19 protein-coding genes and 1 tRNA gene are annotated in these 22525 nt (G+C 38.1%); 6 read left to right on the plus strand and 14 right to left on the minus strand.

From position 1 onward, the window contains the following. Window positions 1-355 precede the first annotated feature (355 nt). Window positions 356-1744, plus strand: a complete 1389-nt coding sequence (locus R2Q84_RS01440) for an alpha/beta hydrolase-fold protein (RefSeq protein WP_316814738.1) — start codon at window positions 356-358, stop codon at window positions 1742-1744. A gap of 78 nt (window positions 1745-1822) precedes the next feature. Here R2Q84_RS01440 and R2Q84_RS01445 read toward each other — a convergent pair. The 11 genes from R2Q84_RS01445 to R2Q84_RS01495 form a co-directional block, all read right to left on the minus strand. After that, a tRNA-Glu gene (locus tag R2Q84_RS01445) sits at window positions 1823-1894 on the minus strand. Window positions 1895-2027: 133 nt separating this feature from the next. Then, the gene (gene dnaA / locus R2Q84_RS01450; RefSeq protein WP_316814739.1) at window positions 2028-3458 is read right to left on the minus strand and encodes a chromosomal replication initiator protein DnaA; all 1431 of its coding nucleotides are present in this window, start codon (window positions 3456-3458) and stop codon (window positions 2028-2030) included. A gap of 197 nt (window positions 3459-3655) precedes the next feature. Next, window positions 3656-4333, minus strand: a complete 678-nt coding sequence (locus R2Q84_RS01455) for a pseudouridine synthase (protein WP_316814740.1) — start codon at window positions 4331-4333, stop codon at window positions 3656-3658. Window positions 4334-4368: 35 nt separating this feature from the next. Then, complete coding sequence (locus R2Q84_RS01460) at window positions 4369-5622, minus strand: murein hydrolase activator EnvC family protein (RefSeq protein ID WP_316814741.1); 1254 nt, start codon at window positions 5620-5622, stop codon at window positions 4369-4371. A gap of 27 nt (window positions 5623-5649) precedes the next feature. Beyond that, a complete protein-coding gene (cysM, locus tag R2Q84_RS01465) occupies window positions 5650-6522 on the minus strand; it encodes a cysteine synthase CysM (RefSeq protein ID WP_316814742.1) in 873 nt (290 codons plus the stop codon). Next, window positions 6522-7337 carry a serine O-acetyltransferase EpsC gene (gene epsC, locus R2Q84_RS01470; protein WP_316814743.1) on the minus strand — a complete coding sequence of 272 codons (816 nt, stop codon included), beginning with the start codon at window positions 7335-7337 and terminating at the stop codon, window positions 6522-6524. Before epsC ends, cysM begins: the two co-directional genes overlap by 1 nt. A 57-nt stretch (window positions 7338-7394) precedes the next feature. Continuing rightward, complete coding sequence (locus R2Q84_RS01475) at window positions 7395-8849, minus strand: aminoacyl-histidine dipeptidase (RefSeq protein WP_316814744.1); 1455 nt, start codon at window positions 8847-8849, stop codon at window positions 7395-7397. Between the two features lie 51 nt (window positions 8850-8900). After that, the gene (locus R2Q84_RS01480; protein ID WP_316814745.1) at window positions 8901-10244 is read right to left on the minus strand and encodes a deoxyguanosinetriphosphate triphosphohydrolase; all 1344 of its coding nucleotides are present in this window, start codon (window positions 10242-10244) and stop codon (window positions 8901-8903) included. Between the two features lie 93 nt (window positions 10245-10337). Then, a complete protein-coding gene (locus R2Q84_RS01485) occupies window positions 10338-11540 on the minus strand; it encodes a DUF763 domain-containing protein (RefSeq protein WP_316814746.1) in 1203 nt (400 codons plus the stop codon). A gap of 93 nt (window positions 11541-11633) precedes the next feature. After that, window positions 11634-12239 (minus strand): phosphatase PAP2 family protein, encoded by a 606-nt coding sequence (locus R2Q84_RS01490; RefSeq protein WP_316814747.1) that lies wholly within the window; start codon window positions 12237-12239, stop codon window positions 11634-11636. Window positions 12240-12276: 37 nt separating this feature from the next. After that, the gene (locus R2Q84_RS01495; RefSeq protein WP_316814748.1) at window positions 12277-13284 is read right to left on the minus strand and encodes an LLM class flavin-dependent oxidoreductase; all 1008 of its coding nucleotides are present in this window, start codon (window positions 13282-13284) and stop codon (window positions 12277-12279) included. Window positions 13285-13451: 167 nt separating this feature from the next. On the opposite strand from R2Q84_RS01495, the gene R2Q84_RS01500 reads away from it, so the two are divergent. Together R2Q84_RS01500 and R2Q84_RS01505 are read left to right on the plus strand one after the other, a co-directional pair. After that, window positions 13452-14495 carry a hypothetical protein gene (locus tag R2Q84_RS01500; protein ID WP_316814749.1) on the plus strand — a complete coding sequence of 348 codons (1044 nt, stop codon included), beginning with the start codon at window positions 13452-13454 and terminating at the stop codon, window positions 14493-14495. A 233-nt stretch (window positions 14496-14728) separates the two neighbouring features. Further along, entirely contained in the window at window positions 14729-15088 is a 360-nt protein-coding gene (locus tag R2Q84_RS01505) for a hypothetical protein (RefSeq protein WP_316814750.1), read from the plus strand. Here the strand turns inward: R2Q84_RS01505 and R2Q84_RS01510 are convergent. Beyond that, window positions 15085-15909, minus strand: coding sequence for a DUF6515 family protein (locus R2Q84_RS01510; protein WP_316814751.1), 825 nt, complete (start codon window positions 15907-15909; stop codon window positions 15085-15087). The genes R2Q84_RS01505 and R2Q84_RS01510 overlap by 4 nt on opposite strands. 172 nt (window positions 15910-16081) lie before the next feature. Here R2Q84_RS01510 and R2Q84_RS01515 point away from each other — a divergent pair, with 172 nt between their 5' ends. Next, window positions 16082-17878, plus strand: a complete 1797-nt coding sequence (locus R2Q84_RS01515; RefSeq protein ID WP_316814752.1) for a response regulator — start codon at window positions 16082-16084, stop codon at window positions 17876-17878. Here the strand turns inward: R2Q84_RS01515 and R2Q84_RS01520 are convergent. Next, on the minus strand, window positions 17856-18137 hold the full coding sequence (locus R2Q84_RS01520) for a hypothetical protein (protein WP_316814753.1): 282 nt from the start codon (window positions 18135-18137) through the stop codon (window positions 17856-17858). The genes R2Q84_RS01515 and R2Q84_RS01520 overlap by 23 nt on opposite strands. Before the next feature lie 272 nt (window positions 18138-18409). Between R2Q84_RS01520 and R2Q84_RS01525 the strand changes: the two genes are divergently transcribed. Both R2Q84_RS01525 and R2Q84_RS01530 read left to right on the plus strand, forming a co-directional pair. Next, window positions 18410-18931 carry a hypothetical protein gene (locus tag R2Q84_RS01525; RefSeq protein WP_316814754.1) on the plus strand — a complete coding sequence of 174 codons (522 nt, stop codon included), beginning with the start codon at window positions 18410-18412 and terminating at the stop codon, window positions 18929-18931. 4 nt (window positions 18932-18935) lie between these two features. Next, the gene (locus R2Q84_RS01530) at window positions 18936-21548 is read left to right on the plus strand and encodes a hypothetical protein (RefSeq protein WP_316814755.1); all 2613 of its coding nucleotides are present in this window, start codon (window positions 18936-18938) and stop codon (window positions 21546-21548) included. A 26-nt stretch (window positions 21549-21574) separates the two neighbouring features. Here R2Q84_RS01530 and R2Q84_RS01535 read toward each other — a convergent pair whose 3' ends face one another. After that, complete coding sequence (locus R2Q84_RS01535) at window positions 21575-22423, minus strand: EamA family transporter (RefSeq protein WP_316814756.1); 849 nt, start codon at window positions 22421-22423, stop codon at window positions 21575-21577. Window positions 22424-22525: the final 102 nt, after the last annotated feature.

Consider the following 22525-nt stretch of genomic DNA (forward strand, 5'->3'; position numbering starts at 1 on the left):
TAATATTTATTTTTATATGAATTATTTGAAGCTATTTTAGAAAAATTCAAACTATGCCAGACCGGAACTCCTCTGCAGCCGTTACACGTGTCGAACACTTTTAATCAAGACTTGATGCTCTACTTTTGTAATGCGGAGCCGTACCTCAAGCCTTACATTTATCGAACACTTTTCAGGAAGATTTGATTCTTTTAGCTTTTTTAGATGGCAGTGGCGTTAAGACCAAGGTCAAGTGGAATTCCCAGGGGATGAAATTAAGGTGAAAATCAGTATTTTTAACTAGAAATATTTGTATTAGACTTTTACAGAAACAACGCACTTTACGATAAACCTTCTAAATGTAAATAAGATAATTATGAAGCGAAATAGAATTATGATTGTCCTTATGGGTTTCTTTTGCCTGTATTCCTTTTCAGCCGTTAGTCAGTCAATCATAAAGGAAAAGCTATTTTCTAAAATCCTTAATGACACACTGCTATTTAACGTATGGCTTCCTTACGGTATTGAAACTAGTCATAATCCTTTCCCGGTCTTATATTTACATAATTATGGGGCTCTTGATAACTATGGGATGAACATTGCCGCAGAGCTCAATAGGCGAGGCAAGAAATATCCAAAATCTGTAGTAGTAGAAATGACTGGAACATCAGATGGCATGAGCGGCTCATCACTTACTAAATTCAGTTATTTTGATAAAAACCTACCAACGGAAGGCGAAAAGTATATCAATGCACTTAAGAATGAATTATTTCCTTACGTTGAACTAACTTATAAAACATCTGGATTTAGAGCGTACTTAGGACATTCTTATTGTGCAACATATGCAAACTGGCTTTTCTCTCATCATCCAGACACTTTCGATGGGTATTTACTATTTGCCCCTGAATCATTGAATACCATTCAGGAAAAATTTGAGATGAGTAAAGATCAAGGGAAGCTGTATTTCAATAAATTTTACTGGATATCTACCGGCGCAAAGGATATCGAGCGAAGGCTTAAATTCAATGAGCTAGCAGCACAGCGGATAAAACCTGTTAATGGAATTTTCTTTTCAAATCAAATCAATGAATCTGCCGATCATAACTCGATAGTTGATGAGAGTTTAGGTACAGCGTTAAGCTTTCTGTTTAGTAAATATTTTACACCTTCAACTCTAGACTCTACTAATTTATGGATATCGCTCCAAACTGAACTCAAAAGAGTAAAATCATTATACAAAATGAAAGATTTTACGTTAAAAGATTACGCATACGATCTCTACGATCGTGGAGCAGAAGCCCGAGACAGTTCTTTTATTAGGAGATTAGCTGAAGCAAATGACTGCATAACTAATAATTACCTACATCTTTTTAATATTGGTTATATTTATATGAATGTTTTCAAGGATAAAGTCTCCGCTTTAAAATACTACAGAAAAAGTATTGATGTTTGTCTTTCTGATAACCGTCCTAAACATGCTTTCAATGCTTACTCGTGGATGGCAAAAATTTATTCTGATGAAGGAAATTACGAAAAATCGTTTCAGTGCTGTGAGGAAGGATTCAAAGTAACTTCGAGCTACATGCTGCTATATCAAGCCTCAAGCCTTGCAAAAAAAAATATTTCTTTGATTGATCAGAGTATAAAATATTTGACAGAAGTTATTAAGAACTATAAAGGATCAGATCTGGAAATATTTGGAGTTAAAGAAGCCGACCTAGTTACAAGTCTAAACAATTTGAAGTCTATTAAGAGAAAGCTTTAGTTTTGGAACATATCCCAGTAAACGAAAAAAAGTTGGTATTCAGCGGTATCGCCTTAAACCAACTTTCTTATTTCCCTGTAGCCCGTAGGGGAATCGAACCCCTGTTTCCAGAATGAAAATCTGGCGTCCTCACCCCTAGACGAACGGGCCATTAGTGCTTTTCAGCGCTGCAAAGGTAGTATTCTGTTTTAATCGTGCAAACTTTTTTTGAAAATTTTTAAGCACATAAACACCACTATTCCGGATAACTCTGATCCTGTTGCAATTACGCTAAAGATGAGCTTTAGCTCATCTTTAGTTTCTTTTCAATATCATTCACGTAAGCTCTGAATTTCTTATCTGTCTGGATCAAATCTTCCACAGTCTGACATGCATAAATTACTGTTGAGTGATCTCTTCCTCCAAAAAATGCACCGATTGTTTTCAATGAACTTTTCGTCATTCCTTTTGCCAGGTACATAGAAATCTGACGAGCTTGTACAACCTCACGTTTACGTGTTGGTGCCTTTAACAAATGAACAGGTACTTCAAAATAATCACAAACCAGTTTCTGTATATAATCCATAGAAACTTCTTTAGTGGTATTCTTAATGAAGTTTTTAAGCATTGATTTTGCCAATTGCAAATCAATTTCTTTCTTGTTCATGGTTGACTGTGCCAATAACGATACCATCGCTCCTTCCAGCTCTCTCACGTTATTATCGATGTTATGAGCAACATATTCAACTACCTCATCTGGTAAGTCAATACCATCAGCATACATTTTCTTTCTCAGGATAGCAATTCTGGTTTCCAGTTCCGGAATCTGAAGATCCGCAGAAAGTCCCCATTTAAAACGACTCAACAAGCGTTCTTCCAATCCTGATAAATCTTTAGGCGCCTTATCAGAAGTAATGATAATCTGTTTACCTGATTGGTGTAAATGGTTAAAAATATGGAAGAAAATATCCTGGGTCTTTTCTTTTCCTGCGAAGTTGTGTACATCATCCATAATGATCACATCCATCGCCTGGTAAAAGTTCACAAAGTCGTTGATGGTATTGTTCTTCAAAGACTCTACAAACTGCTGGCAGAATTTCTCGCAGGATACGTAGATAACCAATTTATCTGGTAAACTTCTTCTGATCTCATTACCGATAGCTTGTGCAAGGTGAGTTTTACCTAAACCCGAAGCACCGTAAATCATTAACGGGTTAAATGATGTTGCACCTGGTTTTGCTGCCACAGCGTGTCCGGCTGAACGTGCTAAACGATTACAGTCGCCTTCAACATAAGCCTCAAAGGTATAAGTTGGATTCAACTGAGGGTCTACATTCATCTTTTTCAATCCTGGGATCACAAAAGGGTTTTTGATATCCCTGTTGATGTTTACCGGAACTGGCATAGATTGTTTTCTGTTGGTAGAACCGTTTCCATTTGAAGGCATGTTAGTGGTATAAGGCAAAGCGCCATTTGTTGATTTGTCAACAACAATATTATACTCTAAACGTCCTTCATCTCCTAATTGTTGTTTTACTGTTTTGCGCAATAAGCCTACGTAGTGTTCTTCTAACCACTCATAGAAGAATAAACTCGGTACCTGTACAGTTAAAACCCTGTCCTCCAGTTTAAGGGCTGATATCGGTTCGAACCAGGTTTTGAAGCTCTGGGCCGGGATATTATCCTTTATAATTTGGAGACAGTTATTCCATACTTGTGTACAAGTGATTTGCATATAATTCTTTAATATTTTAAGGTTTCTTAATAATAAAACAATGGAACGACCCATCGTTTTGGGAGTGCGAAGATGGCAATTTTTACTAACATTTGGAGGAAAAATTTGACCTTTCTCATAACTCCTTAAGCAGCAAAAGAATAGAAAATCACTAAATCAGTTTCGCTGTTGATAACTCTGAAGAGTGTGCAAAACTTTTACCATTTCATCAGCTCCATCACCCTTAAAAATTCTGATTGCACGGGTGCCTTCAACTGAATTTCTTGTTTAGTAACAGGATGTAAAAACGTCAATTCTGATGCATGAAGCAACATTGTTGTCATTTCCCATGTTTCTTTAAAGAATTTATTCTGCTTATTACAACCGTGTTTTCGGTCGCCTATAATTGGATAAAATATATGAGCAAAGTGCCTGCGCAACTGATGCATACGGCCTGTTGTAGGCGTGGCTTCGACCAAAGAATATCGTGATGTTTGATGCTTACCAAAAGCAATATCAAGCTCCGCCCTTTTTAAAGTTACAAATGATGTGAAAGCTTCCTGAATCGTACCATTCTCTTTAGCCAGTGGATAATCAATATCCAACTGCTCCGGAGCATGCCCCCGTAGTATTGCAAGATACTTTTTTTGAACTTCACCATTTTGAAACTGTTGGTGCATCGCGATCTCTACATCCTTCTCAAAAGCGAACAAAAGAAGACCTCCTGTTTTTCTGTCTAAACGATGTACCGGACTAACATGTCGGTTCACCTGGTCCCTCAGCATCTGTAAAGCAAACTCTTTTGCATCATTCGCTATCGATGAGCGATGCACAAGCAATCCATGGGGTTTATTAATAGCAATTAGATGATCGTCCTGGTATACAATTTCAAGCATTTACTTTTTTGTCGCGAAGGTAAAGCTTTTGTTGTCTATTTCGCAATCCATGCTTCCGGATTCAGCTTTGTCTGTCCACGCATGATTTCGAAATGCAATACCGGACCATCCTCTTTGGTTGCTACTACACCCAAAACCTGTTTGGTTTCAACTTTATTGCCTCTTGCCACATTTACCGTCTTCAAATTCTGATAGATGGTAAAATAATCACCATGACGCAAAGCAACAATATAAGTACCATATAATTCTCTAACAAACAAAACATCACCCTCAAACACCGCTTTAACCGCTGCTCCGGGTTCCGTTAAAATATTGACGCCGTCGTTGGTATAATTAGCTTGTCCTTCGGTATGGTTACCAAACCTTTCCACAATAGAATACTGACTTACGGGCCATGGCAAACGGCCTCGGTTATTTTCAAATCCGGCAGATAACTTCGCCGATTCCGGAGAAGCTGTTAAATAACTACGAGTTGTTTTTTCTTTAGCAACAGGTACCGGTCTCCCTTCGGCAGCAGCTTTTTGCGCAGCAAGACGCTCTTCCTCTTCTGCCTTTTTACGGGCCAGTTCTATTTCACGCTGAATTGCAGAGCGGATGGCCCTGTCAATTTCACCTTGCTTACGTTTACGTTCAGCAATATCCTGGCGGAATTGTTTCTCCTGTTTACTGATCTGATTAAGCATCTGGGATTGCTCAACTTTATTCTTTCCCAGTTTAATTTTCTCCTGCTCCTGCTCTGTCAGCAAATGACTTTTCTCTTTCAGGTTTTTATCAAGAACAACAATCTTATACTCAATCTTCTTTTGGGTTCCCTGGATATAATCGGCTTGTTTTTTACGGTACTGACCAAACTGCTGAAAGTATTTTATGCGTTTATAGGCTTGATTAAAATTATCAGAAGCAAAAATAAACATCATTTTATCATAGGCATTCTTATTGCGTTGAGCAAAACGTACCATTCCGGCATATTCTTTTTTTAATTGCCCGAGTTGCCCTTTTAAGGTATGAACTTCATTGGTATTCTCATGAATCTGATTGTCCAGGTTCTTCACTTCCGAGTTGATGATCGAAATCTTATTCTGCATCAACCGAATCTTGCTATTGATGGTCCTGATTTGTCCCATAGTCAACTTCTTACTACTTGACGTTGCATTCAGGTTTCTTTGCAATAAGTCTATCTCACGCTGTATGGCCTCCTTATTTCTCTTCAGTTCAGAACTGGTTTGAGCTATGGCAGCAGTAGTAACGGAAACAAAAAGGAATAATAAAAGTAATCTCTGTAGCTTCATTGTGTAATCAAAAATAACACATTAAGGCTATCCAAACAAGTCACTGCTTAAATATCTGTCCCCTCTGTCACAAGCAATAAATACAATAACCCCCGATTCCAATTCCTCAGCAAGCTTTAAAGCACAGGCCAAAGCACCTCCACTACTCATTCCGGCAAATATCCCTTCAACTTTTGCCAGCTCTCTGGCTTTTTGAGTAGCCTCCTGTTGCGAAACGTCCATAACACGGTCTACCCTACTCGGATCAAAGATTTTAGGTAAATACGCTTCCGGCCAGCGACGAATACCTGGGATTGAAGATTCTTCGGTCGGCTGACAACCGATAATCTGTATAGAAGGGTCTTGTTCCTTTAAAAACATTGAAGTACCCATGATACTGCCAGTGGTCCCCATAGAACTCACAAAATGCGTTACTTGCTGCTGCGTATCACGCCAGATTTCAGGCCCTGTGGTTTTGTAATGCGCCAAATAGTTATCAGGATTGGCAAACTGATCCAATAAAAAGTAACCATTCTTATCGCGTTGTTCTTCCGCATAATCACGACAAACCTCAATAGATTCCAATAAAGTTACCTTAGCACCAAAAGCTTCCATCGTCAACGTCCGCTCCCTGGTAGAACTTGCAGGCATAACCAATTCAATCTCCAGATTATATATACTGGCAATCATCGCCAGCGCTATACCTGTATTTCCACTGGTAGCTTCAATTAATCGGGTCCCCTTTTTAATCTCACCACGTTCAATCGCACTGCGGATCATATTCAAAGCCGCTCTGTCTTTTACGCTACCGCCAGGATTATTTCCTTCCAGTTTTGCAAATAGCTTCACTTTAGGGTTAGGATTCAGTTTACTGATCTCTACCAAAGGTGTATTCCCTATAAATTCTACAATGTTTCCCATTAATGTTTGGTATCTTTTGTTTCTATAACTTTTACTGACGACTGATGGTATACCGTTGATCCCGAAGGGACACTTTTGGTTAACCAAACGTTTCCACCAATGATGGAATTTGCACCGATTACCGTTTCCCCACCTAAAATTGTGGCACCTGAATAAATAATAACGTAATCTTCAATGGTAGGATGACGTTTGGTATCGCTCATGTATTTTTCCACGCTCAAAGCACCTAAAGTTACCCCCTGGTACATTTTAACATGGTTTCCAATTACCGTAGTTTCTCCAATAACCAATCCGGTACCGTGATCAATGTATAAATACTCTCCTATTACGGCACCTGGATGAATGTCTATTCCTGTAACGGAATGTGCATACTCAGTCAATATTCTAGGTATCAATGGTACTGCTGCCTTTAACAATGCATGCGCAATTCTATATAAAGCAATAGCCAAAAAACCGGGATAACTTCTGATAATTTCAAATTCACTTTTAGCTGCGGGATCTCCAGTCAATATGGCCTGAATATCGGTATTCATCTTCCTATACAATTCAGGGACCCCTTCAAAAAAAGTCTGTACAATCAACTCGTTATTGAAATCTTCACATGCCTTTGTTGCATTTAACAATCTGGTCAACTCTCTTTCCTGCTTTAAAAACAAACGTTTAATCTCGTTTATTGAATAATCAGGTGTAGTTAAACGTTCAGGATACAACAAGTTCATCAGGCTCATCGCCCATTCGGCAATTTCCTGGTTAGAAGGAACAGGCTCAATGCTGTTTTGCTTACTAAAAATATGAAGATAAAATTCCTCGTTCATTGGTTTATGATTACTACTTACATTTAGATATTACAAAGAAATGAAATTAATGTCTATTTAACTAGTAGGAATTTCTTCTAATACATTTAAAAGGTAGTGCCAGAATTTATTAACCGAAGAAATCTGAACGGTTTCGTCAGGTGAATGCGCTCCATGAATGTTGGGGCCAAAAGAAATCATATCTATTCCAGGCAAGTGTGCTCCTAAAATTCCACATTCTAAACCGGCATGACAAGCATTCACATTAGGTTCATCGTTAAAACTCACCTTATATAATTTACTCATCAACGAAAGGATCTCAGAATCAGCATCCGGCTTCCATCCAGGATAATCTCCACTTGTAGTTACCGTACTGCCAATGATTTCAAATGCTGCACCAACAGCTATAGCCACATCGCCTTTGGTACTCTCCACACTACTGCGCTGCAAGGATAAAGTAATAAATTCTCCATCTTTAATGATAACCTTTGCCAGGTTACTTGAGGCTTCAACAAGATCAGGAATATCGGGACTCATTCTAAAAACCCCATTTGGCACTGCATACAAGGCGTTTACAATTTTATGGTAGTCGTTTTTATCAAGCACCTCAGCAGGGAGATCGGTTTCTTTTGCACTGATACTTAAAGTAGGTTCAATTGATTGAAACTCACCTTTTATTAATTCAGAAAAATCGTCTATAAATGAAAGAAATGCTTCTTTTTGATATTTTGAAACAGCAACAACAGCGTTTGCTTCACGTGGAATAGCATTTCTTAAACTACCACCTTCAAACGTACTCAACTGCAAGTCGAGCACCTTGCCACCGTTATAAAGCAAACGGTTCATCAGTTTATTAGCATTTGCCCTCCCTTTATGGATATCCATTCCAGAATGCCCACCTTTTAAACCTTTTATGGAGACTTTAAAAGCAGTACTATTTTGTTCAATAGGATGTTGTTTATATTTATATACAGTAGTGGTATCAATACCTCCCGCACAGCCTATAGTTAATTCATTATCTTCTTCCGTATCCAGGTTCAATAGAATCGTGCCCGATATATTGGATGGATCAAGTTGTTTGGCACCAGTCATACCGGTTTCTTCGTCAATGGTAAATAACGCTTCTAATGCCGGATGAGCAATGTCATCTGCCGCCAAAATAGCCATAATTGCAGCTACACCGATTCCATTATCCGCACCTAAAGTAGTTCCCTTAGCTTTTACCCAATCACCATCCACATACATGTCGATTCCCTGGTTATCAAAATCAAAATCGCTATCACCATTTTTTTGATGTACCATATCCAAATGCGACTGAAGTACTACTGTTTGTTTGTTTTCCATCCCTTCAGTAGCGGGCTTTTTAATCACAACATTACCAATATGATCTTTTATGGTTTCCAGTCCCAGTTGTTTCCCGTAGGCAACCATAAATGCTATAACACGTTCTTCTTTTTTGGAAGCACGGGGCACAGCATTTAGTGCTACAAAATTACGCCAAAGGGATCTCGGTTCTAAACTTTCTACTTTCATTATTCCTTTTCTACTAGTATGGTAACAAAAGTAGGAAGTTAAAACCACTATTTAACTCATTGAAGGGAATGATATTCCTTTGATCTTTCTAAACAACTCCACAGCATAGATGTCAGTCATACCCGATACAAAATCCAGAACGCTCTGAATTTTAGAATAAGCATCCTTCTTATCGGTTAAAAACTGTCTTGGAATGAGTTCTACCAACTTTTTATGGTATTTAGATTCATTGAGCAGATATGCAGGTATAAATTCTTCCAGTAGACCACCCATTACCTTGTAGCCAGCTACCTCAATCTGAACAACAGATGAATAATTATAAATCTTTTTAATAGAGACACTTTCAATTTCCTTCATTATTGAAAGAAAAGGCTCCTGAATGGCGTCCATTAAACTCTGGTTAAAATCTCCGGCTAAAATAGACTGTTGTTCTTTGAAAAACACCTCAGAGCATAAGCCAATCAGTGTACTAATCGATTTTGCCCTCATCAAAGTTATTTTAGCATCATCGTCATCAATTTCCGCCAGTCGGACACGCATCCTGCTATCGTTACACAGTGGTAACAACAAAGTTTCGACCTCATGATAAGACAGGATTTTTAAACGATGTGCATCCTCAAGGTCTATAATGTTGTAACAAATATCATCAGCTGCTTCTACCAGATAAACAAGAGGATGTCTTTTGTAAATGAGCGGCGACTCCTGAACTTTAATCAGGTCCATTTCGGTAGCAATCTTTTCGAAGCCACTTTGCTCCGATTGGAAGAAACCATATTTTTTGGTAAAAATATTCTTTTTATTGTGTCCTGCTACTGATGCACAAGGGTATTTGGCAATGGCAGCTAGCGTTGCATAAGTAAGGGCAAAACCTCCGGTACCTTTTCCTGTAAAAGGATGAGTTAAAATACGTAAAGCATTAGCATTTCCTTCAAAATGAATCAGGTCTTCCCATTGATCGGCAGTTACCTGATCTTTATAAATTCTACCATCACCTGTGGTAAAGTAATGTGAAATGGCTGATTCGCCGGAATGACCAAATGCAGGGTTACCTAAATCATGCGCCAAACAAGCCGAAGCAATGATGTTGCCAATCTCACAAAGCAAGGGACAAGTATCATCAACTGTGGGTTCATTGTCTTTTATTTTATTGTAGAAGATAGCACCTAAAGATCTGCCTACACTAGCTACCTCTAAACTATGTGTTAACCTGTTGTGTACAAAAACGCTACCCGGCAATGGAAACACCTGGGTCTTGTTTTGCAGGCGCCTAAAAGGTGATGAAAAAATAATCCTATCGTAATCGCGCTGAAACTCAGATCTTGATTCCTTTTGATTACCTACAAACCTGTCTTCATTTCCCCAACGTTTAGACGACAATAACTTTTCCCAAACCATATAAATTTCCGTTTATTCTGATGAATTACCTGATATAAAATAAACGCGAAGGTAAGTAATTATAGCAGAACAGCGCTTTAGAAAGGCATATTTCTAGAAAAGCTGAAGTTGCCCTGCTATGGGAGGTTTAGCATCACCAAAAACGGTTTTACCACCATATTTCCAGGAGTCTCTACGTTCTTTTTCAATAAGAGCCTCAAAATTATCATTGGCTATAAAATCATTTTCGGCCTTTCTGGATAACATGCTCAATTGTTGTATAGCGTGAATTTTGTCGCTCTGCCCTATTTTTGCCTGCTGAACTGCTTTGTTCAGTACTTTAATAGTTTCGTCATATACATGAACGGGTACTGGAAATGGATGTCCATCTTTGCCACCATGTGCAAATGAAAATCTTGCAGGATCTGTAAAGCGCGATGGTGTACCATAAATCACTTCGCTTACTAATGCCATCGACTGCAAGGTTCTTGGCCCCATTCCCTCCAACAGTAACAACTCCTCAAAATCTGAAGGTTGTTTTTCCTGCGTTAACCAAAGCATTGCCCCCAGACGCTTCAAATCAACATCTTTTGCTTTTACATCATGATGATTGGGCATAATCAATCTTTTTGCTTCCGCAATCATATGATTGGGGCTTTCAGTAGTCATAGCCATCATAGCTGATCTTGAAGGCTGTGCTGCTTTGGCAGTCAGGTTTAAAATTTGTCCCTGATTTTCACCACAAATACCGGTATGCGGTTCTTCTACGAAAGAACTTAGGCCTTCTGAGTGCCAGTGATATCGACGTGCTGTGGAACTGCCATTGCGCATACCTTGTTGCACAACCGTCCACAAGCCCTCCGTATTTACAACAAAACTATGTGTATATAACTGGAATCCATCCTGTAAAGCTGTATTATCTACCTTTGCACTTAACTTACTGCAACGCACCAGTTCAAGTCCATTTAAACCAGTTCGTTCACCAAATCTCAACAATTCATCAGGTGTATTACGCGATTTCTTTCCCTTCCCTCCACAGATGTAAATACCAAGTTCCTTATAATTCGGATTAATAGCAGCTTTTAATGCGCCCATTACAGAGGTAGTGATACCTGAAGAATGCCAATCCATCCCCATTACTGCACCAAAACTTTGAAACCAGAATGGATCGCTCAATCTGCGCAATACTTCCGCAGTGCCATACTCGGCAATGATGGCTTCAGTTATAGCCAAACCAAGACGAGACATCCGTTCAGCAAGCCATTTAGGCACATACCCATAGTGTAAAGGCAAATCAGCCGTCCCAGATCTTTTCATTACTAACAAAATTAGCAATAATAAATCTTTTATTTATTATACATCTCAATTAATCCAATCTAACTGCGCCTACCTTACCAAGGTAATCTGATATTAATCAGCCCGTAACGGTCTCAACGAAAATGCAGTACCGGTTCCCAGCAATGCTCCGGCTGCCACATCCGTAGGATAATGCACCCCCAGATACAAGCGCGAAAAACCTACAGATCCTGCCCATAAATAAGATGGTACAACTACGTACCATTTTGGATATGCCTGAGACAATGCGGTAGCTGTTGTAAATGCTGTGGAGGTATGTCCGGAAGGGAATGAATAGTGTGAAGGCTGATAAACTGCACGGATTTTTACGTTTGCCAAAAACGGCCTGGGTCGCTTTACAAGTTTTTTTATCAGCATTGTAGCTAGTGCATTTACCGCAGAACTGCTGGCTACATATAGTGCATTTTGCCTCATCTGTTTGTCGTTCCCAATGATCCCACCGGCAAGCAAACCAACTGGAACACCTACGTTAACCCAGTCGTTATGGTTAGATATAAAAAGAAAGAACCCCGTCTTTTCAGGAGTCCGGCTTTCAGCCAGATTAATTAAAACCTGATCGTCCCATTGTTGCAATTTAGATTGTGCCTGTAATTGTAATGGCAGGGATACCTGTAAAACAAAAGCCAGCAACAACAGGTACCTAAAACGTAAGCTCTTCATAATTCAAACAGATTGACGGCAAAGTACTAAGATTTATTTAATCTTTAAACACTTCTGCCATGAGCTCGTAAGATCTTAGTCTCGCTTTATGGTCAAAAATATGTGAAGTAGCCATAATCTCGTCAACCCCTGTCTGATCCAGAAACTGCTGAAGGTCTGTTTTTAGCGTTTGTTTACTTCCAACAAAGGTACATGCCAGCATCTGACTTGCCTGCTCCTCTTCATATACGTCCCAGATGTCGTTCATATTATCAACCGGAGGTTGTAATAAGCGGCGTTTACCCGTAACTATCCCCATAAACAGCTGGTAAAGTGAAGTAACTAATTTATTGGCTTCCTCATCAGTATCTGCCGCAACAACATTTACACAAGCCAGCACATATGGTTCGCTAAGATGCTCAGAAGGTTTAAAATTTTGTCTGTATAAATTAATTGCAGTCATAAACTGAGCTGGCGCAAAATGACTGGCAAAAGCGTATGGCAAACCCAAGGCTGCCGCCAAACGTGCACTATCGGTACTGGACCCCAATATCCAAATCGGAATATCAAGACCTTCGCCAGGAATTGCCCTTACATGAGCAGTACTATTGCCCGCAGATAAATAAGTCTGTAATTTAAGTACTTCCCGGGGGAAATCCTGGGCAGCCTGAAAACGCTGATCGCCTCTTATTGCCGCTGCCGTAACCTGATCTGTACCTGGCGCTCTACCCAAGCCTAAGTCAATACGACCAGGATATAATGACGCTAATGTCCCAAATTGTTCAGCAATAATTAAAGGTGAATGATTAGGCAGCATTATACCGCCAGAACCTACCCTGATCGTTTTAGTACCACCAGCAATATGTCCTATCACTACAGATGTAGCAGAACTGGCTACACTAATCATATTGTGGTGCTCGGCCAGCCAGTAACGGTGGTAGCCCCACTCCTCTACGTGTTGCGCTAAATCAAGACTATTTTTAAAAGTATCGGCAGGTGTTTTTCCTTCTATTACCGTGGCTAGATCAAGTACAGAAAAAGGAATCGTATTCAACAGTTTTTTCATCGGCATATATCAAATTATGATGATTTCATCAACACGTAATTGTTTTTCAAAAAGTGATTAAACCAAAACTACAACGTATAATTATGAAATTTTACCCTTACAATATGATATGACTTTAAATCTACACGCTTATGAAATTCAAATGAAATTATTGGATATATTTAGTGATGGAATCGAATGATGTAAAAATATCCCGCAAAAAGCCGATTTATCCGGTATCGGCTGCTTTGCAAAAATACCTTAAGAAATATCAGCGCGAATCAAAGCTTCCTATCACTTATAATGATCTTTTGATGTTTGATGAATCTTATCCTATAATGGATAAGTATGGCAAAGACTCCTTATGGGAGGGGCCTATTTACCCGGCCGACAAAATAGAAGAGTTGTACAATGGTTTAAAAGTAATCTATGCTAATCTAAAGGCCTCAGGTAATTTGCGTATTGTTCAACATAAATATATCGATAAAATTGAGTACTGTACTTTTGGGAATACCAACCCATTTCGCGTACGGATCGTAAACCGCTTGAATGATGTATATGATTATTTCTACATTAAAAAAGCAGATGCATCCAGAATCTATGGTCTCGAAATGGAAGAAATCCTTTCACCTAACCAGGTCAACTACCTGGTAGACAGAGAAACATTAGTTGAAGAGCATATTGCAGGCATCCCCGGGGATGTATTTGCAAAAAACTACCTGCACAATCCCGAATATAATCCAACCCGTATTGCCAAGGAATTTGTTAAATTTAATGAGCGTTGCCTTGTTATGCTTTTGGGCGATATGAGAGCATACAATTTTGTTGTTCAAATTACACCAGACTTTGACGACATTCAATTTAGGATCAGGGCAATTGATTTTGACCAGCAGTTCTATGAGGGTAATATAAAGGTCTACCTCCCTCAATTTTTCAAAGAAAACTTCCCTTATGTAAAAATGGGAATGGATCAACTGACCGACAAAACCTACCTCCAGTATCAGCAGGAAGAGAAATCATCAATTTTACATAGAGTGCGGAGCGAAAGGCACCGTCTTACCGATCTGAGAGATGTATCAAATACAGAAATCCTTACCACTCCCGAAAATATTGAAACATTAAAAAATGGAATGGCCAGCTACTTAGGTGATCCCCAATACCTGGAATGTACAAGTATGACGGATATTATTGAACTAAATATTAAAAACATTATCCGACAAGTTAAATTGTAAAACAGAAAAGAATATTAAAAAAAAGCGGAGGCTAGTCTAAAAGACTTGTGCCCCCGCAAATTAACGCTCTCACTATAAAATTACAAAAAATATTGATTTTCAACAAAATAATAGTAGATTTTTTTCCCCCTCAAAAGTCACCCCCTATTTTTTTGTGCAAAAAATCAATATTTTTACGGATAAATAACCTAGAAATTTCATCACATTATTATTACTTTGCAATAAAAAATCATATGTCTTTGAAAGCAAATATAGACCGGATTTTAAGAGATAAACACAGGTCTCTTAGTTGGCTGGCAGTTAGTATGGGAAAAACATTTGACGGTTTAAGACTTAGCTTAATTAACGAGTCTATCAAATACAAGGATATGCTGGTTATGGCCGAAATCCTTAACGTATCTCCATGCACCTTCTTTAGAACACCCGAAGATGAATTTAGCACATCACAAAGCAACATTGTGACCGAATCTGTTTCAGAATACGGTGATAGCTTAAAAAGCTGTAAAGAATTAGCTGCAACGCTAAAAGATCAGCTTAAAGACAAAGAAAGAATCATCTCATTATTAAGCAAAGCAAATGGTATAGGCCATTAATTGCCTATACCAATTACTTTATAAGTTACTTTATCACCTTCCACTATTTTTTCATAATACACGCCCTCTTCAGAAACATAATAAAGCGTTCCTTTAATCACCACATCTCTTACATTGGCTGGCAGTTCGGTTACAATATCACCTTCTTTAGGAAGATCACTTATTTGCTCAGAACCAGCTTCTTTATCTGTATCTAAAACACCGTCTTTACCTGCTACCACATAAATAGTCTTACCGTTTGCATCCAATTTGCTAGTGTAATACACCCCTTTATATTCGTAGTAGGTTTGTCCATTTATTGAAATGGCTTTAGCTTCCGTTGGAATACTTGGCACCTCTGCTCCTACTGGTGGCACTACAACTTTATACCCATCAGTATCTTGTTTGTAAAAAAATCCTCCGGAATAATAAAATCTATCTGGTCCATAATAAAAAGGATAATACCCAAATGGCAATACATTTATTCTAACGCCTATAAAAGGTCTGTAGTAACTGTAAAAACCATAATATGGTCTATGGTAATTATATCCGGGTCTGTAATGATAATTTGGTCTCGGTCTATAAGCAGGAGGTCTCACACCCGGTCTATTACCTGGTGGCCTCTGACCAACACTAGGCGGGCGCTGACCACCAGGAGGTCTACTTCCTGCATTTCCTGGCGGACGAGTACCTGGAGATGGCCTCGAAGGTCTTGTCGTTCCAGGCGAGACTGTAGCCCCACCTCTGTTAGGTCTTTGACCTAAAACATCACTAGTGGTAAAGCCACTAACAAGAACAATTGATCCTACAATAGCTAACCATTTAAATTTTCCAGTTTTCATAATCATTCTCAGTTTTGATAGATAGACAAATAAATTATTAAAAGGATTATCCTACAGCTAGTATACTATTAAAAACTGACAAAGCCTGATAAATTGCATATCAACTGACACTGTTTTTAAATACCGTGCATTTAACGTATTTTAGAACAACCATTCCTATTATTACATTATTATGACCTACCTATTTGAAAACGTTAGTGGGATCTTTAATAAATTATTAGCTAAAGAAAGAGATCCCATTAACCAGGCACGCATAAAAATGCTAGCCTATATATTGGTTTTATATCTGTTGTTTACTGGTGTATTAATTTTTGCCTATATAGCTGGAGGTGAGATGTTACATCTATATAGAGTAAGTATTGTGTTCATTGCCACATTACTACTAATAGGGACTGCGTATTTTACGCATGCCTGGAAAATTGTTTCCCATATTGTAATTTGGTTTCTCACACTTGCAGTGTGGACTAACCTTTCCATCTATGTCCAGGACATTAATATAGAGACACTGCAATTTATATGGCTTAGTTGTGCGCTTAGTTTTTATATGCATGGTTTAAAATGGGGTTGGTTCTACTCCGTAATTAATGTCCTCCCTGTATTGATATATACCGCGATTGACAATAAAAACTATTTTTATATCGGAGCAGGAGCGCACGAAGTCAGCCAGCTTACCTACCTCTTTGTTACGGCTTACAATTTTTCTCTGATTATTTTCCTTCAATACTACTTCTTTAAAGTATTCAACAAAAATTTCATTACTCTAACACAAACAAAAAATGAGCTTAATGACCTAAATAATAAGCTTAAAAAGACTTTATCAGAGGTAAATACACTATCAAATTCGAGGATGGAGTTTTTATCAACGATGTCACACGAACTGCGCACTCCTCTAAATGGTGTAATTGGAATATCAAATGCCTTGTTACTCCAAAATCCCCGTGAAGACCAGGAAGAGAACCTGGCTGTACTTAAATTTTCAGCTGAAAACCTGCTGTTACTAATTAATGATATTCTCGACTTCAATAAATTTGATTCAGATAAAGTAGAACTCGAACGTATTTCCTTCGATTTTGTGGCACTCGTTAAAAACAACTGCGCCAGTCTGAAGCTTAAAGCACAGGAAAAAATGCTGGATCTGAATCTTCATATTGACGAAGAACTATGTGGTAAACACGTCTGCAGTGACCCCACTCGCTTAACCCAGGTTTTACAGAACCTGATAAACAATGCCATTAAGTTTACTGAAAAAGGGTCTGTTAGTCTACATATCGAAATCAATAATATTTCCGAGGAGACAATGAGGCTTCGTTTTATGGTAGCAGATACAGGAATAGGAATTGAAAAGCACCGACAAAAAAGCGTATTTGAACCTTTTGTACAAGCATCAGCCAGCACAAGCAGGCGTTATGGAGGCACAGGTTTAGGGCTACCTATTGTCAAGAAAGTTCTAGCCATGTTCAATAGTCATATAGAGCTGGTCAGTACGCCTAACTTAGGCACTAAAATAATATTTGATATAGATTTCAAATATGAAGATCACAATACCTGCATATTTCCCAAATCAATAAACATAAAACATGACCTCGCACACCTCAAAATTTTGGTTACGGAGGATAACCCAGTGAACATTCTGGTGATCAAAAAAACATTAGAACAATGGAACATCATTCCAACAATCGCTGAAAATGGGTTAATGGCATTACAAAAATTGGAACAAGAAACTTTTGATGTGATTTTAATGGATTTGTATATGCCTGAAATGGATGGGTATGAAGCCGCAACACTTATCAGAAACCTCGATGATACCATCAAAGCCAATACACCAATCATTGCGCTTACAGCAAGCGCCAATAATAATATAGCTCAGAAAATAGTTGACGCAGGAATGAATGATTATCTATCAAAACCATTTAACCCTGAACATTTGTTTAGAAAACTTAAAAATCTTACTGATGCGGTGGAACGGTAAAACTTGCAGAATAATCTGCCAGTATACCAGAGATTTCTTTTATCATGTTCACACTAAAAGAATGCCTACCCGTCAGCCATCTTTTGATTTCGTCTGGATTAATGTCCAGCGAGACAGCAAGGTCATTTTCTGAAAGACCTTTATCTGCTAACGTTTTTGCTGCTTTGGCGGCAACGTCCAGATTCAGCCTGGTTAACTCCTCAATAGCGGGATTCCCGCTTTCCTCCAGCCAGATAGATACAAAATCGTTCTCTTCCATTTATATTCTTTGTAATCGTTGAAAGTAATTCCGGTCTTCCCAACCGTTTGTTCATTTAGGCGGCAAATGTAATAAATTAAAAAACGAATTATATTCTATTCAATATTTTGATAAGTTCAAAACAATAATTAAATTTAATAAGCATTTCACGTTCAGACTTTTAGCAACCATCCCCTTTGGTCAATTAGCGTTTAAAAAAGTAAAAATTGAGGTCAAAAATTTGGTCTCAGGTAACCATTGTATTAACAATTTTCACCTAACCCCCAATCAACATGAAAGCAAAACTGTTTTTAACTGTCTTAATGATTTTTAGCCTGCTGGATGTGGACGCGCAAAATCCTTTTAATATTGAAACTAAACTTGAGTTCATAGATGTCAAAAAAACTTTAGCCGCAAGCAAAACGGATAATATTGATCCACTCCAGACACTATCAACGAGCTACAATAACAAAGGCTTCAAACTAATAAATATGATGCCTGTTAAAATCTCAGGTGACGAAAAAATTATTTTAATTTTTGAGAAATCAAGCTCTTATCGCGAAGCTGAATTGTACAAACTCATTACCGAACTCACCACCAGAATAGATACTACTTCAAAAAAACATACAGATTCGGCAATGGTAACCATCCAAACCAATGTGCTTAATTATTTAAAGTCTATTCCGAATGATGTTATAACCCAGGCTTATAAAGAAGAATTAACCAAAATGATTATGCTGCAAGCCGATACACAACTGAGGGCCATAGTCGAAGAGTTAAAAAAAGAAATCAGAGAGACAGCTCAAAATAAATAAGCGTATGAAAGGCATAACCTATTTATTACTCCTGCTTTTACCTGCAGCTGCAATGGCACAAACGGCAACAGATAACAACAGCTACATAAAACAGCTGGGCAAGGTGCTTAAAAGATCTGACGTTAGTGTAAACACCATGCAGTATTTTGGTGGCCTGGCCAAATACACTTACAGGCAAATAAATGAGGATGATAAATGGGGAAGCAAATATCAGGCAGTCCTTCAAAAAGCCAATAACAATGTTGAGCGTTTTAATACTGAACTCACAAAAATCATTGCTAAAAACAATACCCTGGCTGATAAAGAGAAAATGCTTTTTAAAACAGTTGTATGGGCGGGCAGCCCAATTCTATCTCCAGTTGAATTCCTTCCTCTTTTCTGCCCTATTCAAAAAGAAATCAATAACCAGATTTTTATCGCAATAGAAAATGAATTAGACAATAATTTTAAACAAAAACTAGCTTATTCATTGGAAAGCATTCGCAAAACGAATCAGGGAAAATACAATACCATTATCAAATCGGGCAACTACAACCAGGTCAAATCTGCCTTAAAAGAGGCGAATTTCTTTTCCAGTACTGATACATCAAAAGTAGGTCCCGAGTACCGGGAGATTATTGAAAAAAACCAGGAAAGGTTTCTGCGTAAAGCAGTAAGCACCACCTTAGAAAAGATTGTTAAAGAACCTGGTAAAAAAGAAATTAAAATAGTGGAAATTGATAAAAACATTACCCAGCTTTCTCAGTTCACCTACAAATTTGCCGAAGAATCAAACATCAGATTTGAAAACCTGGTTGAAAGACAGGCTATACTCAATACAAAACTTAATAATTTTTACGATCGGTACCAAACCGATAAAAATGCCCTCGATTTTATGCAGGATTTCCTGCATTCCAAAATAAGTCCTACTGAAAGCAGCGCTTTTAAGACGCTAACCAACTTCAACCTAAGTAGTACTGATGGAACAATGATGACCGAAGCACTGGCACTGGAACAAGAGAAAGACACGGTAATGATTTCGGCTAAAGAATATTTCAATGCCGCTGCCATGTCCATTAAAATTCTGTATGATCTGGGCGTTGGAGATTCTCTACTAATTCAGCATATATCAACGGCAGTAAATATAGGGCGGGCAGCAATGTCGGCTGAAGGCGTTTTTACAAATAGTAACTACATGGGTTGCATCTCATGCATTACGAATCTATTTGGTGGTGAAGATGTGGCCACCTTAAGACATCAGCAGATTATGCAGTATTTTAATAGAACTGACACTTCAATAACCAGAATAGCGGGAAAAATAGACACCTTGTTTAGGGCACAGCAAAGTATCTACGAATTTCAAAAACAGAACTTTAATACCTTGATTAATATTTCCGATAAAATAGACAAACAGTATAACCAGGCTATACAGCAATTAGCCACCATTGAAAGCGCATTGTATAAAAACGAAGCGCTCATTACGAGCGATTGGGAAAGCAAATGCCAACCCTGCCTGGAAACTATGAAAAGGTTAAAAATGGATATAGACAAGGGCATATTACCTGATAAAGAAACCCTTGAATCTGAATATGCAAACCTAAAGATGACAACTTTAAGCGCATGTGAAAGTTACCTGGAAAAATTTGTTTTTGATATAGACAAACCCAATGACAACCCAGACTATAATTTAACTCCCTTTATCAACGACGTAGATATTAGCACAAGTTATAACAAGCTAGATACGATAAACCGAATATCTTTCGGATTGTTATTTGGCTATCGCGATTCCGTTGCGAATTTGAAAAATCCAGAAACACTATTTTATTCGCTGTTTTTTCCATCAACCTCCATAAAAGAACTCAACAAAAAACTACAGGCTGATTCTATTATCTTCAAATCAACCTATTACCCATCAATCCCCAGTCTATTTATGACCATAATTAAACCCGAAGTAAGTATCAGGCACGGAAATATTGTACGAAATATCGGTTTTTTACAGAACCTTACGGATGGGGACCGAAATCTCATTTCCTGGGAACAATTTAGTAGTGAAACCCCACCGAAACATAGAAATTCCAAATACCTCCTCGAAAATGCCATACGATTAAATAATGTAGCTATTGCTCAGCAGGTTATTTTAAGTGGTGATATATTGTTACCGATCCTATTTGAAGAAACTTACAAAAATGCAATTGGGAAAGGCGACACGGCTAAAACAGCAGCTTGTGTTTCTCTGTTAAAAAGAAACGAGATGCTCGCCGAAAACTTTACTAACTACGCAATTGGTGCCTCCTTAAGGAAAACCCAAACCAGTTTAATGCAGTATGCCTATGTCTTCAATTTAAATGATTCAACAAGTATGGCGAAAGTGTTAAAGTCAATGTTTCCGGTTGCATACATCAAAACTAAGGATCCAAGGTTAGCTATCAATAAACAGAAAGAAGGTTGGTACATGACAATTGGTAAGGCCCTCTACCCCTTACCTGCTCCTGCGGCTGTTGATCAAGTGTCCATCCTCCAATCCAAATATCTGCCTGGCCTATTAGACAACCGCGAAAAATTGCTGCTGCAGATTGTTGGTTTTTCTGCCTATGACAAAAAAAACATCGAAAATATGAATTACCTGATTATGAAATAACTAAAGGTTATTTTTCACCTATTATTTTAATCAGTCTTTTTACTTTCTCTAAAAGCCGTAGCCCCTATACTTGCAGAGATCACACAAGCTACGGATATCCATTGCAAAAGTGTAAGCTTTTCTGATAAGAAAATCAACCCTGAAAAAGCAGCAAAAGCAGGTTGCAAACTCGTTAAAATACTAAATATTTTTGCGGGCAGCCTCTTTAACGCTACCAAATCTAATGAAAAAGGCAATGCGCTAGATAAAATAGCTACACCTAAGCCTTTAAAAAAAAGAATTGGTGTAAGATTAAAAACTCTGCCATCCCATAAAGCAAATGGCAAAATAATCAAGGTAGCAAAAAGCATTCCTGTGGTAACGGCATCCTTTCCTTGCATTACTGTAGTTACCTTACTACCCATTACAATGTAAACTGCCCAAAAAACACCTGCCAGAAAAGCCAGAAAAAGTCCTAGCAGATCAACATGATTACTTTGCCAGGGAACAATGAGTAAAATGCCGGCACATGCCAGTAATCCCCAAACAATATCGATCCATTTACGCGATAAAGACAAAGCTAAAAACAAAGGGCCAATAAATTCTACTGTTACAGCCAGCCCTAATGGAATCCGTTGTATGGCTAAATAGAAAATGAGGTTCATTGCAGCAATTCCTATTCCGTAAATAGAACAATACAACCATTGTTGTTTAGTGAATGTAAACAACTTCGGACGATTAATTATAGTAAGCATTACAGCAGACAGACCAATTCTTAATGCACTTGTTCCTGTTGCTCCTATAGCGGGAAAAAGATGCTTAGCTATAGAAGCTCCACCCTGGACACAAACCATAGATAACAATGCAGCTGAAACGGCCTTATTTGATTTTTTCATTTATAAAATAACTCTAGCATTAAGTACTAATTAGAAGGCCTGGTGCTCCTAAAAAGTTTTTAATTGGTGAAGTGGGATCAAACCTGCGTAAGATACATATTT

Origin of the sequence: Pedobacter nyackensis, from assembly GCF_032678475.1 — a bacterium.
Classification (GTDB): Bacteria; Bacteroidota; Bacteroidia; order Sphingobacteriales; family Sphingobacteriaceae; genus Pedobacter; species Pedobacter nyackensis_A.